We start from the raw sequence: 17,281 nt of genomic DNA, 5'->3' as shown, positions 1-17,281 counted from the left end.
TTAGAATAAAAATTCATTCAAAAAATTTTTTTTACATATAATTTATCTAAACATAATCCTAACATTTCTAAAATCGTAAAATTAAATATTGGATGATTTTTATTTGGAGCTATTTCACACATAGGTTCTAAAACGAATCTTCGTAAATGTAATAATGGATGCGGAATTGTCAAAATAAAACTATATATAATGATATGATCATAAAATAAAATATCTATATCTATTTCTCGGTTTTGATACTCTCTTCTATAATTAGAAGAACTTCTTTTCCTTCCTATGAAGGATTCTATATTTAATATTTTTTTTAAAAGATGAACAGGGGAATAATTTGTTTTTATATGTAAAGCTCTATTATAAAAAATAAAAGAACTTTTCATATTCCATGCTTCACTTTCAAAATATGATGAAGTTTTAATAATTTCCCCGATTTCTTGAGATATTAAGATTAAAGATTTATCTAAATATTTTTTTTTATTTTCTTTATTACTTCCCTGTAATAAAAAGACATCATGTTCTTTTAATTCTTTCAAAAGAAAAATTATTAATATATTCAATATACTGAAAAACTGTATTTTTTATTTAAATTAGGTAAATCTTTTCATAAAAAAAATATTAATGGGATTAGTAGTTGATTTTATGAAGAATCTTTTCACTCAAGAAATAGCTATAGACTTAGGAACAGCAAATACATTAATTATGCACAATAATAAGGTAATAGTTGATTTACCTTCTATAATAGCTATAGATGTAAGAACAAATAAAGTGTTAGCTGTAGGAGAAGAAGCTAAACAAATGCAAGGAAAAACACATGATAATATTAAAATATACAAGCCATTGAAAGATGGAGTTATTGCAGATTATCAAGTGGCAGAACTTATGATAAAGGAGTTTCTTAAGAAAGTTCCAGGAGTTAATAATAAATTTTTTACTCCGTCATTAACAATGGTAATTTGTATTCCATCTGGAATAACCGAAGTGGAAAAAAGAGCAGTAAAGGATTCCGCTCAACATCTTAATGCTAAAGAAGTTTATCTTATAGAAGAACCCATGGCTGCAGCTATTGGTTCAGGTATCTCTGTAACTAAAGCAGAAGGAAATATGATTATTGATATAGGAGGAGGAACAACAGAATGTGGCGTGATCGCTTTAGGTGGAATAGTTTGTCAAAAATCTATAAAAATAGCTGGAGATGTTTTTACTAATGATATAGCCTATTTTCTTCGTTCTAAATATAATCTATATATTGGAGAAAGAACTGCAGAAAAAATAAAAATAGATATAGGAGCGGCAATGGAATCTATAGAAACCCCTCCAGATGATATTCACATACAAGGAAGAGATCTTCCTACAGGAAAACCTAAAGAAATGAATATCTCTTATAAAGAAACAATTCCTGCTCTAGATAAATCAATTTTACGAATTGAAGATGCCGTAATGGAAACTCTTTCTAGAACACCTCCTGAACTTGCCGCAGATATTTATAAAACAGGAATATATATGGCTGGAGGGGGGGCTCTTTTAAGAGGATTAGATAAAAGAATCTCCAAAAAAACGGGACTTTCTGTTTATTTAGTAGAGGACCCTTTGAGGGCTGTAGTGAAAGGAACAGGTGTTGCATTAAAAAATATTGATAAATTTACATTTTTAATGAAATAGGGTTGATAGATTAATTTTATGCGTGAATTTTTTAATTTTTTTTTGAAATGGCGTTTTTTTATTTTATTTTTTTTGCTAGAATTTTCTGCCATTTTTCTTTCTTTTTCAAATTCAAAATTTCATCAATATATTTATGCAGGTTCTTCCAATTTTATGATTGGAAAAATTTATGAAGTCATATATAAACTACGTAGCTATTTTTTATTAGAAATTGAAAATAAAAAACTATTAAATGAAAATAAAAGGTTACGTGAAGCTCAAATCTTTTCTAAGATAAGAAAAATATCTAAAGATTTTAAAGAAGAAGATATTAATTATTTACAACAGTACACTTTCACTCCAGTACAAATCATAAATAATAGCATTCATGAACAGGATAATTATATAACTATAAACAAAGGAAATATAGATGGAATAGAGCCAGATATGGGGATTATATTATCTAATGGAATTGCAGGAATCATTATAAAAACTTCCCCACATTTTAGTGTGGCAATTTCTCTGTTAAACCCAAAAATTAAAGTTAATGCCAGACTAAAAAAAAATAAATATTTTGGGACTCTTAGTTGGGATGGCCTGAATCATGAATATGTAGTTTTATATGATATTCCCAGACATTCCACTATACACAAAGGTGACATTGTAGAAACAGATGGAAAATCCGCTACTTTTCCTGAAGGAATTCAGATTGGAAGTGTACATTCTTATAAATTTGATGAAGAACATGCTAATTATATTATAAAAGTGAAACTCATGGCTAATTTTTCTACTATAGAAAACGCTTATGTTGTAAAAAATTTATTAAAAAAAGAATGGAATGATGTTCAACTTTATAAAGTTGAAAATAAGTAATGAATTTAATAAAAAATTTTGTTATTTCTATATTTTATATTTTTTTTCTTTGTTTAGTTCAAATCTCAATATTTAATCCTTTATTTCTATTTTTAGGATACTATTCTTATATATATATTCTTTTTATATTAGTATTTCCATATAATGGAAATAAATTTTTGTTCTTATTTTTATCGTTTTTAATAGGATGGATCATTGACCATTGTATGAATTCTGGAGGGATTCATGCTTTTTCTTCTACTTTATCTGCTTTTTTAAGATTGAAATTTCTACAGTTTTTTGATGGAAAAAATTTTGTAAATAGAAATGATTTTTCTATCTATGAATTGCCTTTTATTAGGAAAATGCTTTATATACTTTCGTTAGTTTTTGTACATCATTCTTCTTTGTTTATACTAGAAATGTTAAAAGGAACTGTTTTTAACAAAATTGTTTTATTTAGAACAATATATAGCAGTATTTTTACAACTATTTTATGTATTATATATTTTTTTTTCAAAAAAATTAAACATTGAAAAAATTATATAAATTTTACATATTGTTGAGTTTTGTGGCTATTATATTAATAATAAGGCTATTTTATATACAGATATATACGGAAAAATATATTTTGAACGCTTTTAACACTTCAATAAAACAAGAAATTGTTATTCCTGAAAGAGGATCAATTTTTGATAGAAATGAAAATTTATTGGTTTTTAATAAATCTATTTATGAATTAATAGTTATTCCTATTCTTATAGATGAACATTTTGATATTACAGAATTTTGTAATCTTGTAGGAATTGAAAAAAATACTTTTTCTAAAAATTTAGAAAAAGCAAAAATTTATTCTAAATATTTACCATCTGTTTTTTTACCTTTCATTTCAAAAGAAAAATTTGCAAGTATACAAGAAAAACTTTATAAATACAAAGGGTTTGATTGGACAAAACGTTCTCTTAGAGATTATAAAGTAGAAAGTTCAGCTAATGTTCTAGGATATATTGGAGAAGTAAGTCAAAAAGATATTAAGAAAGAATCTAGTTATTATCAAATAGGAGATTTTATTGGTTGGGCTGGAGTAGAAAAATCTTATGAAAAAATTTTGAGAGGAAAAAAAGGAGTAAAATATTGGGTAAGAGATAGAAAAGGCTGCATTATAGGAGGTTATAATAATAGTAAAAATAATATTAAAGCTGTAAGTGGAAATGATGTTTCTTTAACTATAGATTGGAATTTACAAAATTATGTAGAACAGCTTATGTATCAAAAAAAAGGAGGAATAGTTGCTATAAATCCTAAAAATGGAGAAATTTTATCCTTAGTGTCTAGTCCCATTAATAATCCTAATTTATTTGTAGGTATTAACAGATCTAAAGAATTTAAAAAATTAATGAAAGATACGATAGATTATCCTTTATTTGATAGAACGACACAAGCTCGTTATCCACCCGCTTCTCCATTTAAATTATTAACTGAATTAGCAGGGCTTCAAATGGGGGTAGTAGACCCCAAGACAACTTTCATATGTTATAAGGGATTTAAATATGGAAAAAAAAGAATTCATTGTCATTCTGGAATTCATGGATTTCCTATAGGAATAGAAACAGCTGTTGCTGTTTCTTGCAATAATTATTTTGCACAAGTTTATAAACGTGTTATAGAAAAATATCCTAAAAATTTGACAAAAGGAGTTAATGAATGGTGTGATATTGTCAAAAGTTTCGGCTTTGGAAATTATTTATATAACGATTTAGCTACAGGAGAAAAAGGTGTTATTCCTTCTGGAGATTATTATAATAAAAAATATGGAACAACAAAGTGGAATGCTATTACGATTATTTCTAATAGTATTGGTCAAGGAGAAATCAATGTAACTCCTATGCAATTAGCTAATATGGTTTGTGCCATAGCAAATCGCGGATTTTTTTATACCCCACATATCGTAAAAAAAATTAATCATAAACCTGTATACAACCCTAATTATACTGTTGCTAAACATACTAAAGTTAAAAGTAAATATTTTGATTTAATTATTCATGGGATGGAGAAAGTTTTTGTTATTGGAACTGGAAAAAGTTTTAAATCATCTGATATTAGAATGGCTGGAAAAACAGGAACGTCTCAAAATTTTATTAAAGTAAATCATAAAATAGTTTCTTTGCCTGATCATTCTATTTTTATATTATTCGCTCCAGTAGAAGATCCTAAAATTGCTATTTCTGTTATAATAGAAAATGGAGGATTTGGCTCTCGTTGGGCTGGACCTATTGCTAGCCTTATTGCGGAAAAGTATATCAAAAATAATGTGAATAGAAAAAATCTTGAAAAAAAAATAATGACTTCAGGATTGAAAAAAGTATACAATTCAATAGCAAGAATGAAAAAGTTTAATAACTCTTATACAAAAAATTCTATTGACAAAAAGAAATAAAATATCGCTTAGAAACATAGATTGGGTAATTGTTCTCTTTTATATTATTATGATTTTTTTTGGATATATGAATTTATATTCAGTTTCTCACGAAAAAGCAGAAAAACAATTAATATGGATATTATTAAGTGTTCTTTTCATATTCATTATTTTTTTATTTAAACCTATTTATTATAAACATATAACTCCATTTTTCTTTTTACTTACGTTATTTCTTTTAGTTGGGATATTTTTTTTTGGAAAAAATATAAATGGGTCAAAATCTTGGTATGTTTTTGGCCCTATTAGTTTTCAACCATCTGAATTAGCTAAAATATCAACATCTTTAATGATAGCACATATTATGAGTCAAGAAGATATTGAAAATAATAATAAAGTATTATTATATATATCTATTATATTAGTGTTACCTACTTTTTTAATATTTTTACAACCTGATCCTGGTTCTTCTATTATTTTTTCTTCTTTTCTTCTTACTTTGTATAGAGAAGGGCTGTCTATTTCTTTTATATTTTATTTTTTATTTTATATTTTTTTATTTGTACTTTCATTGAGTTTACCCCCTTGGATTATAGTTTTATTTTTATTCATTATTTTTATTTTTTTCTTTATTTTTAAGAGAAAATTATCGCTTATTGATTTATTTTTTTATATATTTTTATTTATTAGTTTTTCAGTTTTTTCTATTTTCTCTCCATTTTTTTTTCAAAAATTTTTAAAACAACATCACAAAGATAGAATCAATATTTTATTTCAAAATGAATTTGATAGAAAATATAGAGATAGTGTAGGATATAATTTATTATATTCTAAAACGGCCATTGGTTCTGGAAAGTTTTTTGGAAAAGGATATCAAAAAGGAACTGTTACAAAAGGAAAATTTGTTCCTGAACAACATACGGATTATATTTTTTGTACAGTAGGAGAAGAATGGGGCTTTATAGGAAGTGTAATTCTAATTATATTTTATTTATTATTTATTAGTCGTATTTATTTTTTATCTGAAAGACAAAAAGATATTTTTGGAAGAATTTTTGGTTATTCGGTTGGAAATATTCTTTTTATTCATTTTATTATTAATTTAGGAATGGTTATGGGTCTTTTTCCTACAATAGGAATTGTTTTACCTTTTTTTAGTTATGGAGGGTCATCTCTTTGGTCTTTTACAGTTTTATTATTTATATTTATAAGAATAGATGCATCAGATAAAACCAGTTTGATCTGATTTTAATTTCAAAGTGGTCTAATTAATATAATTATAATAATGATTTAAAATTAGGGGCTGATTTTGGATTTGACAGCAAGATAAGTAATAAAAGAAAGCATATCGTGTCACGTAAGGTATTACACGAAAATACAGCGTTACAAAATATATAAATGGCGAAAAAGAATACGCTTTTGCTGCTTAATGTTAATACATTATAGTCTTAGTCTGCAAAAATGCAGAAGCAAAATATCTCTCAGAAATTCATCCTTATAATTTTTGATATAGAGATACTGTAAACTATTAAGGATAAGAAAACATATGATTCTTAAGTTTTCTGAAACTATATTTTGAATCTTTCATTTTTATTCGAGATCCAAAACTGGGATAAAAATGTAAAAAACTTTTTTTGGATAAATATGTAGAAATCTTTTATACTACTTGTTTGGACGCGGGTTCGAATCCCGCCAGCTCCACTTTTTTTAATATTGAGTTAAAATTTTATATAAAAAAAATTGAATTTTTTATATACAGTGTACTTTCTGGCATTTTGTTAGGATTAGGATGGCCTACAGATGGTTTTCCTATATATTTATTTATCGCTTTTGTTCCTTTATTATATGTAGAAAATTATTTGAATCATTCTTTATTTTATATTTTATTATGTTCTTTTATTAGTTTCTTAACATGGAATGCTATTTCTACATGGTGGTTATCTTATGCAAAAAGAATTAATGGAACTTTTGCTTTAGAAGCTTATTTAACCCCTGTGTTATGTAATGCTCTTTTTATGTCAATTATTTTTTCTTTTTATTCATGGATTAAAAAGCATGTAAAAGACAAAAAAATAGGATATGTATTTCTAGTTTGTTTATGGGTTTCTTTCGAAAAAATGCATTTAGAATGGGAATTATCTTGGCCCTGGTTGAATTTAGGAAATGGTTTTGCGAATTACACTGAATGGATTCAGTGGTATGAATATACAGGAATTTTAGGGGGGTCTATATGGATATGGATTGTGAATATTGGATTTTCAGAATCTATTATTAAGTATAAAAATGATAAAAATATTTTATCATTATATAAAAAAATATTTTTTTATATAGGAATAATTTTTATCATGATTTTTATTTCAAATCTTATTTATATAAGATATAAAAGAAATCAATATGAACGTACTGCAAACGTATTAATTTTGCAACCAAACATAGATCCGTACAATCAAAAATATTATATTTCCACAAACAAATTAATTTCAAAATTAAAAAAATTAATAGATCAAAAAATATCTAAAGAATCTATGATGATTATAGCTCCCGAAACTATGTTTTCAGAAAAAATACAAATAAAAAATATAAATAAAAATAAAATCATTTCTGTATTTAAAGATTATTTGAGAAATAAATCCCCAAATACAGTATTTATAACAGGAGTAGAATTAATTTCTTTATATAATAAAAAAAAAAATAAGAGCAAAACTTCCATTCCTATTTTTTCAAAAAAAACGAAAAATATACAATGGATAGATGTTTTTAATTCCGTCATTCAAATAGGGACTAATGAAAATATTGAATTTCATCATAAATCTAAATTAGTTCCAGCAGTAGAAACTTTTCCTTATAAGAAAATCCTTTCCCCTATATTAGGAAATATATTACTTAATTTTGGAGGAACTGTAATGGAACTTGGAAAAGAAAATTATCCTTCTGTTTTTAAACATCCTTATTTAGGAATAAAAATAGCTCCTATTATTTGTTATGAATCTGTTTTTGGTGAATATGTTTCTAATTTTTTTAGAAAAAAAAATGTGGAGTTTATGGTCATTATTACTAATGATGGATGGTGGGGTTTATCACAAGGGCATAAACAACATATGTATTATGCTCGTATTAGAGCGATTGAAAATCGAAAATACATAGCTAGATCCGCAAACACAGGAATCTCTTGTTTTATTAACGAAAGAGGAGAAATCATATCCCATATTCCTTATGGAGAAGAAGGTGTATTGTATAATAAAATATATCTTAATAAAAAGAAAACTTTTTACATTAAATATGGAGATTTTATATCAAAAATTAGTTTATTAACAACGATCATAATTTTATTATATACCATTATATATAACATATATAACGTCAAATATAGATAAGATAAACAATAAAAAAATAAATAAATATGAATGAAATTAACTCAAATTTTAATTTTTAGATAGGCTTTCCCAATATAATTAATAATATCATTAGCCATTATGGCTTCTTCGCTTAATTTTTTTGAAGCAAGATCTCCCGATAATCCGTGTAAATAAACTCCCATTATACATGATTCTTTTGGAGAATATCCTTGAGATAAAAAACTCATAATCATTCCAGTCAGAACATCTCCACTGCCAGACGTTGCCATTCCTGTATTTCCTGTACTATTAAAATACAATGTTCCATTAGGAGTTGAAATAACGGAATGAGCTCCTTTTAATACAATAAAAACCTTATGTTTTGTAGACATTTTTTTTAAAATATGTAATTTTTCATAATCGTTTTTCCATGAACTACGACATAATCTCTGAAATTCTTTTGGATGTGGAGTAAGGATAGTTTCTTTCGGAAGAAGATCCAATAATTGAAATTGATGTGATAATATATTTATAGCATCTGCATCAATTACCATTGGTATTTTTTTATTTTTTAATAAAAAAGATTCTAGAGCATATACAGTTTGAGGGTGAGTCCCCATTCCCATACCTATTCCTATTGCATTTATTTTCTCATTGGGATTGGGAATAGGGATGTTACTGATCCAATCTGTTTTATAATCTGTATTTACAATAGCTTCTGGAAGTACATTTTGTATAATTTGATATCCACAGGAAGGAACATATACACTTAATTTTCCTATTCCAGTGCGAAAACTAGCAGTTGCGGAAAGTGCTACAGATCCTATCATGCCAAAACTTCCACCTATAATCATTCCATGTCCATAATTTCCTTTATGCGAAAATTTTTTTCTTATTTTTTTTTTGTATGTAGTATGAATATATACATCATCTATATAAAAATTTTTAGTTTGTATTTTACGAAAAAAATCATCTTTCCACCCAATATTTATTAAATCCCACTTCCCAACATAATCAGCGTAATTTGGTAATAAAAAAGATAATTTTGGAACTTGAAAAGTTAAAGTATGAGTAGCTTTTATTATTCCTTCAAAATTTTCATGGCTTTTTTCTATAAAAAGTCCAGATGGAGTATCTATAGATATAACCGCTTTAAATTTTATTTTATTGATATAATGAAAAAAAGATTTCCAATATTGATTAATTGCACGATTAAATCCTATTCCAAAAATAGCATCAATAATATAACTTTTCTGATTTAAAAAAGGAAATTTTTCTTTTTCATTAATTGTTTTAAAATTTATATTGTACTGTAATATTTGATTTTTTTTAATCAAAAACTCATTTGAAAAATGATTAGATATAGCAACTACATATACCGATACTGTTGCTCCATATAAGTGTAACATATAAGCTAAAGATAGCCCATCCCCCCCATTATTTCCATTTCCCGCTAATACTATAAATGGAATTTCTTTAATTTTGAAATATTTATTATGAATAATCCAATCGAAACAGCCTTTAGCTGCTCTTTCCATTAGCTGAACAGAAGAAATTGATTCGGAATCAATACAATATTGATCGGCTTTTCTAATTTGATTTAAAGAAAGAATTTTCATTTTTTAAAATGAATTTATTATTTTTGGTTTTGTAAATTTTCTATTTTGATTAGATTGTGAAATCTGATTAGTATCTGCAAATATAAAACGATTAATCTAGATGGCCGAGTATAATTTGACCCTTCCAGCCATGGGTGAAAGTATAGCTGAGGCTACTATCATTCGTTGGTTAAAAGAAGAGGGAGATTTTGTAAAAAAAGAAGATCTTTTGGTAGAAATAGCTACAGATAAAGTTGATTCTGAAATATCTTCCCCTGTAAATGGTATTTTAAAAAAGAAACTATTTTCTCCGAATGAAGTTGCTAAAGTAGGAAGTTTCATTGCTATTTTAGAAACGGAAGAAAAATTTTCTTTAGAAAATATTCCAATAGAAAAAAGTAAAAAACGTTTTTATTCTCCTCTTGTGCGGACTATTGCTCACAGAGAAGGGATCAGTTTTTATGAATTGGATACAATAGAAGGGACTGGAAATAAAGGGCGTGTAACTAAGAAAGATATATTAAAATATATTAGTATTAAAAAAAGAAATATTGTTATTCCTTATAATAATGTTATAGGTGTTATAGGGATAAATAATAAAAATGAAGAAATAATTGAGATGGATAGAATGCGTAGGGTTACGGCAGAACATATGGTTAATAGTAAAAATATTTCCGCACATGTCACTTCTTTTGTTGAAGCGGATGTGACTAATATAGTAAAATGGAGAGAAAAAATAAAAGATTCTTTTCAGAAAAATACAGGAGAAAAATTAACCTTAATGTCTGTTTTTGTGGAATGTGTAGTCAAAGCAATAAAAGATCTTCCTATGATAAATATTTCAGTAAATGGTACAAATATAATAAAAAAAAGAAATATCCATATAGGTTTAGCTACTGCTTTACCTAATGGTAATTTGATTGTTCCTGTAATAAAAAATGCAGATTCTTACAATTTAGTAGGATTAATAAAAATTATTAATGATTTAATAAAAAGAGCTAAATCGTATCAATTAAAACCTGAAGAAACTCAAGGGGGGACTTATACTATTAGTAATATTGGGAGTTTTGGAAATCTTTTTGGAACACCAATTATACATCAACCGCAGGTTGCTATTATGGCGATAGGTCTTATTCAAAAAAAATTATCTATTATTGAAACTCCAGAAGGAGATTTAATAGGAATACGACATAAAATTTATTTATCTCATTCTTATGATCACCGTGTAATAGATGGTGTTTTAGGTGGATGTTTTGCTAAAAAAGTAGCTTTATATTTAGAAAAATTTAATTGTTATACAAAAATATAATATAAAAATTATGAAAGTCAGTTTTGATGCACTCATAGAAATTCCCAAAGGAAGCAGAAATAAATATGAATTTGATAAAAAAAATAATCTCATTCGATTAGATAGAGTTTTGTATTCTCCTATGAGTTATCCGACAGATTATGGTTTTATTCCAAAAACTCTTTCTATGGATGGGGATCCATTAGATGTATTGGTTTTCCTAACGGAACCTACAATACCAGGTTGTTTAATAACAGTAAAACCTATAGGAATTTTTTTCATGATAGATGAAAAAGGAGAAGATGAAAAAATTATTTGTGTTCCAGTTGCAGATCCTAATTATAATATTATAAATAATATTGATGAAATTCCTTTACATACAAAAAAAGAGATAGAACATTTTTTTTTGGTATATAAAGATTTAGAAAACAAAAAAGTGAAAATAGGAAATTGGAAAGATCAAAAAGAAGCTATTTCTGTATATCAACAATCTTGTTTACGATATCAAAATCATTTAACACAGATGTAGTTCTTTTAATTTTTCTTTTTCTAAAAAAGATGGAGCATTTATCATTATATCTTTTCCATAATTATTTTTTGGAAAGGCTATGAAATTTTTCATATTCTCATTTCCTTCTAAAGTATTAATTAATCTATCTAATCCAAAAGCTATTCCTCCATGAGGAGGAATACCATATTCAAAAGCTTTTATAAAAAAACCGAATCTAGATTCTATTTCTTTTTGAGACAATCCTAAATGTTTAAAAATTAAATTTTGTACGTTTTTATTGTGAATACGTATAGATCCACTCCCAATTTCTATTCCATTTATAATCAAATCATAAGATTTAGAACGAATATTTTTTGGATATTTTTCTAATAAATGAATATCTTCTTCTTTTGGACTAGTAAATGGATGATGTACAGATTTATATTTTTTCGATTTTTCTTCCCATTCTAATAGAGGTAAATCTGTAATCCACAAAGGTTTGAATATTTTAGAATTTCTTAAATTCAAAAAATCTGCTATTTTTAGTCGTATTTTACCAAATTCTTCTCTAGTTTTACTTTTTTCTCCATAAGAAAAAAATAATAAATCACCGGGTGTAGCTTTAAAATATTTTATGAATATTTTTACAATTTCTTGATTTAAAAAATTTTGATTAGAATAAAGTAAAGTTTGATCATATAAATATTTTATCCAAAAAAAATTTTTATTTTCTATTTTTTTCAGAAAACAATTCATTTTATTATTTTCATGAATATTATAACATTTTTTAATTTTAATTCCTATTACCAATTCTTGTATTTTCAAAAAATTAATATCTTGTTTTTTAACAAAATCATTCAATTCGACAAAATGTATATCAAAACGAATATCAGGAGAATCCGTTCCATACATTTTTATGGCATCATAATAAGAAATACAAGGGAAAGGATCTAATTGAATATTTTTAATTGTTTTGAATATATGTTTAATAAAATATTCGAAAAATACTAATACATCGTGTACTTCTACGAAAGACATTTCACAATCTATTTGTGTAAATTCTATTTGTCTATCAGAACGAGAATCTTCATCTCTAAAACATTTGACAATCTGAAAATATTTGTCAATTCCTCCTATCATTAACAATTGTTTAAATAATTGTGGAGATTGAGCTAATGTATAGAATTTATTAATGTGTGTTCTAGAAGGAACGACAAAACTTCTAGCTCCTTCTGGAGTATAATTTATCAATACAGGAGTTTCTATTTCCAAGAATCCATTTTTTGAAAGAAAATTACGTGTTTCCAAAGCTAAATTATGACGAAGAATCAAATTATTTTTAATAGGATTTCTTCTGATATCAAGATATCGGTAAAGCATTCTAATTTCTTCATTTCCATCTGTTTGATTTTCTATAGTAAAAGGAAGTGATAGAGATGAATTTAATATCTTTATATGAGATATGGAAATCTCTATTTCCCCTGTAGAAATATTGTAATTTTTAGATAATCTTTCTACCACTTTTCCTTTTACTTTAATTAAAAATTCTTTTCCCAAAAAAGAATTTCTTTTTATTAATTTTTTAGAAATAATTAGTTGTGTAATCCCAAAATAATCTCTAATATCTATAAAAAATAAAGATCCTAAATTTCTTATTTTTTGAATCCATCCAGATAATATCACTTCTTTTCCAATATCTTTTCGACTCAATTCTCCACAATTATGTGTTCTATACATACATTATTCATTATTAATTTTTTTTATATTCAGATAACTCTTCATAAACTTCTATAATATCTCCAGATCTAATATTATGATAATTTTTGATTCCTAATCCACATTCATATCCTTTTGAAACTTCTTTAACATCTTCTTTAAAACGTTTAAGAGAAGTAAATTCTCCATTATGAATCACAATTCCCTCTCTAATTAATCTTACCTTCGCTTGACGTAATAGTTTTCCTTCTATTACCATGCATCCAGCTATAGTTCCTGTTTTTGGTATTTTAAATATTTCTCTAATTTCAGCATTTCCTAGTATTTTTTCTCTAATTTCTGGAGATAACATCCCATCCATCGCTTCCTGAATATCATTGGTCACATCGTATATGATAGAATAAGTTCGTATTTCTATATTTTCTTTTTTTGCTATATTTTTAGATCCAATATTAGGACGAACATTAAATCCTATAATAATAGCATCTGAAGCACTTGCTAATAATACATCAGATTCTGTAATCTGACCAACTCCTTTATAAATAAGATTGATCATAATAGTATTTGTAGATAATTTTTGAAGAGAATCGGCAATAGCTTCAACTGATCCATCTACATCTCCTTTAATAATAATTTTTAATTCTTTGAAATCCCCTAACGCTATACGTCTTCCTATTTCATCTAATGTAAGATGTTTTTGGGCCCGTATATTTTGTTCCCTTTGCAATTGTTCTCTTCTAGAAGCAAGTTGTTTTGCTTCCTTTTCATCTTTAAATACTTTAAATTTATCTCCGGCTGTAGGAGCCCCATTCAATCCCAGTATAGTAATAGGTTTAGACGGTCCTGCTAATGAAATAGATTTTCCTCGTTCATCTAAAATACTTTTTACTTTTCCATGATGACTCCCTGCTAAAATATAATCTCCAACTTTCAATGTTCCTCCTTGTAGAAGTAAAGTACTAATGTATCCTCTCCCTTTATCTAAAGAAGCTTCTATAACAGTTCCTATAGCAGGTTTATTTGGATTTGCTTTTAAATTTAATGATTTAGAAACTAAAAGTACTTTTTTTAATAATTCATCTATTCCAGTTCCCAATTTTGCTGATATTTCTTGAGTAATATATTTTCCTCCCCATTCTTTTACTAAAAAGTTCAAATTAGCTAATTGTTCTCTAATTTTATCTGAATTTGCATTAGATTTATCTATTTTATTGAAAACAAAAAGAATAGGAACATTAGCTGCTTGAGCATGACTAATTGCTTCCTTGGTTTGTGGCATAACTTGGTCATCCGTCGCTATAACTATGATTGCAATATCTGTGATTTGTGCTCCTCTTGCACGCATAGCGGTGAAAGCTTCATGACCCGGAGTATCTAAAAAAGTAATACTTTGATTATTGGAACATTCTACACTATAAGCGGCTATATGTTGTGTAATTCCGCCTGCTTCCCCTGCAATGACATTAGTATTTCTAATATAATCTAATAAAGATGTTTTTCCATGATCGACATGTCCCATTACAGTAATGATGGGAGGTCTGGGTTTTAAATGTTCCTCTAAATCTTTATCATCTTGAACGGCCTCTTCTAAGTCTAGACCAATAAATTTTACATTGTAACCAAATTCATCTGCAACTAAAGTTAATATCTCTGCATCTAATCTTTGGTTCATAGTTACCATAATTCCTAAAGACATGCAAGACATAATCACATCAGTAGCATTAACTTTCATCATAGATGCTAATTCATTAACTGTAGTAAATTCTGCTAGTTTAAGAATTTTTTCCTCTCTTTTATTTTCTATTTCATTTTGCAAAAGCCTCTTTTCCTTCTTAGACTGACGTTTTTCTTTTCTAATTTTTGAAGCTTTTGATTTCATTTTTTTGGAAGATAACTTTTCCAAAGTTTCTTTAATTTGTTTTTTTATTTGCTCATCAGTAATTACTGATTTTTGTGCATTTTTTTTACTTTTGGATTTATCTATTTTCTTTTCATTAGAATGTTTGTTAAAAGAGGATTTTCTTTCTTTATTTTGTTTTTTTCCTGTAGTAATATTTTTTATTTCTTCAATGAAAATTTCTTTTTTAATTCTTTTTCGTTTTTTTTTAGTTTCTGATCTTGTTCTTTTTTTTTCAAATTGAGATAGATCTATTCTATCTCCTGTTAACATAACTCCATCTAGTTTTTGATAAATTGTATCAATATGTTCAGGTTTATTATTATTTTTAAATCTATTATCTATTTTTTTCTCTTTATGTTGATATAATTTATTTTTTTTTTCTTCTTTAGTCCCATATTTTTTGTCTAATGTCTCAATATCTATTTTTCCTACTTTCTTAAATTCAATTAATCTATCTGATTTAGCTCGTATAATTTGATAATTGTGAATGTGTTTTGATTTTAATAATTCTTCTTTTATTTTTTCTTTTTCTATTCTTTTTTGCAAAAAAACTTTCTCAGACGCATCTCGTATTTCTTTGTAAGTTTTAAATTCTCTGACAAGAAATTTATATACTTGTTCTTCTATTTTAGCATTAGGATTATTTTCTATTTCAATTCCTTTTTTTTGTAAAAAACTAATTACTCTTTGTAAGGATATATTAAATTTTGTCAATACTGTTTTTAATCTGATTTTATCAGTCATATAAAAATATAAAATGTATTAAGAACAAAAATAAAAATATTAAAAAGAAAAAATTACGTATTTATATTTAATTCTTCTTCAAATTCTTTTCTCAATATGGTGAATACTTTGTTTATAGTTTTTTCTTCAAGATTAGTTCGTTTACTTAAATCATTTTTTCTGTAATTTAAAACGGATTTTGCTGTATTTAAACCTACTTTATGAAATTTTTCTAAAACGTCTGATTCTATTTCATCAGAAAATTCTGTTAGTTCTACATCATCTTCATAAGGATAATCTCTGAATATATGTATTTTGTATCCGGTTAATTGACTTGCTAATTTTATATTTTGTCCCCCTTTCCCAATTGCTTTTGATATTTCTTCAATTTTTACATATACATTAACATACTTATGTTCTTCATTAATTTCCATCATAGAAACTTTAGCGGGGCTTAAAGATCGCGTTATATATAATTGTGTATTAGAGGTATAATTAATAACATCTATATTTTCATTTTTTAATTCTCTGACTATAGGGTGAATTCTAGAGCCTTTCATCCCCACACAAGCTCCAACTGGATCTATACGATCATCATAAGACTCTACCGCTATTTTAGCTTTTTCTCCTGGAATACGTGCCACTTTTTTTACTGTAATTAAGCCATCAGAAACTTCTGGAATTTCCAGCTTAAAAAGCTCTTCTAAAAAAGATTCATCTTTTCTCGTAAGAATAGCAAAAGGTTTATTGTCTTTCCAGTCTACTCGTTTAACTAAAGCTCTAACTGGATCTCCTTTTCTAAAAAAATCACTTGGAATTTGTTCTTGTTTAGGTAAAACCATTTCGTTTTGTTCATCATCCCTCATAATTATCTGTTTAGGCAAAATATGATAGACTTCCACATTAATAATTTCTCCTATTTTATTTTTAAATTTTTTATAAATATTCGTATTATCATATTCGTTAATTTTAGAAAGCAAATTTTGTCTTAGAGATAAAATTGCCCTTCTTCCTAAAGATTGTAATTCTACTTTCTCTGTAACTTCCTCTCCAATTTCGAAATCGGGTTCTATTTTTCTAGCTATAGATAATTCTATTTCTTTGTTTATATCTTTTACTTTTCCATCTTGGACCACTATACGGTTTCTCCATATTTCTAAATCGCCTTGATCTGGATTGACAATGATATCGTAATTTTGTGATGATTCATATTTTTTTCTTAAAACACATCGTATAGATTCTTCTAAAATGGCCATAAGACTTACTCTGTCTATATTTTTTTCATATTTAAAATCTGAAAAAGAATCGATTAAAGCTTCATTATCCAT

The 17,281-nt window shown here is 26.2% G+C and carries 13 protein-coding genes and 1 other RNA gene; 9 read left to right on the top strand and 5 right to left on the bottom strand.

Features of this window, described 5'->3' with window-relative positions; genetic code table 11:
• Positions 1-17: 17 nt before the first annotated feature.
• The gene (folK, locus tag H0H64_RS00070; protein WP_185857335.1) at positions 18-530 is read right to left on the bottom strand and encodes a 2-amino-4-hydroxy-6-hydroxymethyldihydropteridine diphosphokinase; all 513 of its coding nucleotides are present in this window, start codon (positions 528-530) and stop codon (positions 18-20) included.
• 85 nt (positions 531-615) lie between these two features.
• Here folK and H0H64_RS00065 point away from each other — a divergent pair, with 85 nt between their 5' ends.
• The 7 genes from H0H64_RS00065 to lnt all read left to right on the top strand — a co-directional run bounded on the left by H0H64_RS00065 (position 616) and on the right by lnt (position 8,277).
• On the top strand, positions 616-1,656 hold the full coding sequence (locus tag H0H64_RS00065) for a rod shape-determining protein (RefSeq protein WP_185857334.1): 1,041 nt from the start codon (positions 616-618) through the stop codon (positions 1,654-1,656).
• 18 nt (positions 1,657-1,674) lie between these two features.
• Complete coding sequence (gene mreC, locus H0H64_RS00060; RefSeq protein WP_185857333.1) at positions 1,675-2,508, top strand: rod shape-determining protein MreC; 834 nt, start codon at positions 1,675-1,677, stop codon at positions 2,506-2,508.
• Positions 2,508-3,023 carry a hypothetical protein gene (locus H0H64_RS00055; protein WP_185857332.1) on the top strand — a complete coding sequence of 172 codons (516 nt, stop codon included), beginning with the start codon at positions 2,508-2,510 and terminating at the stop codon, positions 3,021-3,023. Before mreC ends, H0H64_RS00055 begins: the two co-directional genes overlap by 1 nt.
• Positions 3,020-4,924, top strand: a complete 1,905-nt coding sequence (gene mrdA, locus H0H64_RS00050; protein WP_185857331.1) for a penicillin-binding protein 2 — start codon at positions 3,020-3,022, stop codon at positions 4,922-4,924. Before H0H64_RS00055 ends, mrdA begins: the two co-directional genes overlap by 4 nt.
• On the top strand, positions 4,908-6,149 hold the full coding sequence (rodA, locus tag H0H64_RS00045; protein WP_185857330.1) for a rod shape-determining protein RodA: 1,242 nt from the start codon (positions 4,908-4,910) through the stop codon (positions 6,147-6,149). The genes mrdA and rodA overlap by 17 nt, the downstream gene beginning before the upstream one ends.
• A gap of 53 nt (positions 6,150-6,202) precedes the next feature.
• Positions 6,203-6,607, top strand: a transfer-messenger RNA (tmRNA) gene (ssrA, locus tag H0H64_RS00040).
• Positions 6,574-8,277: an apolipoprotein N-acyltransferase gene (lnt, locus tag H0H64_RS00035; protein ID WP_238784989.1), complete on the top strand. Its 1,704-nt coding sequence runs from the start codon at positions 6,574-6,576 to the stop codon at positions 8,275-8,277. The genes ssrA and lnt overlap by 34 nt, the downstream gene beginning before the upstream one ends.
• 41 nt (positions 8,278-8,318) lie before the next feature.
• Here lnt and H0H64_RS00030 read toward each other — a convergent pair whose 3' ends face one another.
• Complete coding sequence (locus H0H64_RS00030; protein ID WP_185857329.1) at positions 8,319-9,857, bottom strand: NAD(P)H-hydrate dehydratase; 1,539 nt, start codon at positions 9,855-9,857, stop codon at positions 8,319-8,321.
• Positions 9,858-9,957: 100 nt separating this feature from the next.
• Between H0H64_RS00030 and H0H64_RS00025 the strand changes: the two genes are divergently transcribed.
• A complete protein-coding gene (locus tag H0H64_RS00025; RefSeq protein ID WP_185857328.1) occupies positions 9,958-11,145 on the top strand; it encodes a dihydrolipoamide acetyltransferase family protein in 1,188 nt (395 codons plus the stop codon).
• A 10-nt stretch (positions 11,146-11,155) separates the two neighbouring features.
• The gene (locus H0H64_RS00020; RefSeq protein WP_185857327.1) at positions 11,156-11,653 is read left to right on the top strand and encodes an inorganic diphosphatase; all 498 of its coding nucleotides are present in this window, start codon (positions 11,156-11,158) and stop codon (positions 11,651-11,653) included.
• On the opposite strand, the gene aspS is transcribed toward H0H64_RS00020, so the two are convergent.
• Genes aspS through nusA form a run of 3 tightly spaced genes read right to left on the bottom strand, consistent with a single transcriptional unit; the run spans position 11,639 to position 17,281 of the window.
• Positions 11,639-13,351, bottom strand: a complete 1,713-nt coding sequence (aspS, locus tag H0H64_RS00015) for an aspartate--tRNA ligase (protein ID WP_185857326.1) — start codon at positions 13,349-13,351, stop codon at positions 11,639-11,641. The two genes, H0H64_RS00020 and aspS, sit on opposite strands and share 15 nt — an antisense overlap.
• Before the next feature lie 13 nt (positions 13,352-13,364).
• On the bottom strand, positions 13,365-15,974 hold the full coding sequence (gene infB / locus H0H64_RS00010; RefSeq protein WP_185857325.1) for a translation initiation factor IF-2: 2,610 nt from the start codon (positions 15,972-15,974) through the stop codon (positions 13,365-13,367).
• Between the two features lie 53 nt (positions 15,975-16,027).
• Positions 16,028-17,281 (bottom strand): transcription termination factor NusA, encoded by a 1,254-nt coding sequence (gene nusA, locus H0H64_RS00005; protein WP_185857324.1) that lies wholly within the window; start codon positions 17,279-17,281, stop codon positions 16,028-16,030.

Source organism: Blattabacterium cuenoti (assembly GCF_014251635.1).
GTDB lineage: Bacteria > Bacteroidota > Bacteroidia > Flavobacteriales > Blattabacteriaceae > Blattabacterium > Blattabacterium cuenoti_S.
This window is presented reverse-complemented; position numbering and strand designations above follow the sequence as displayed.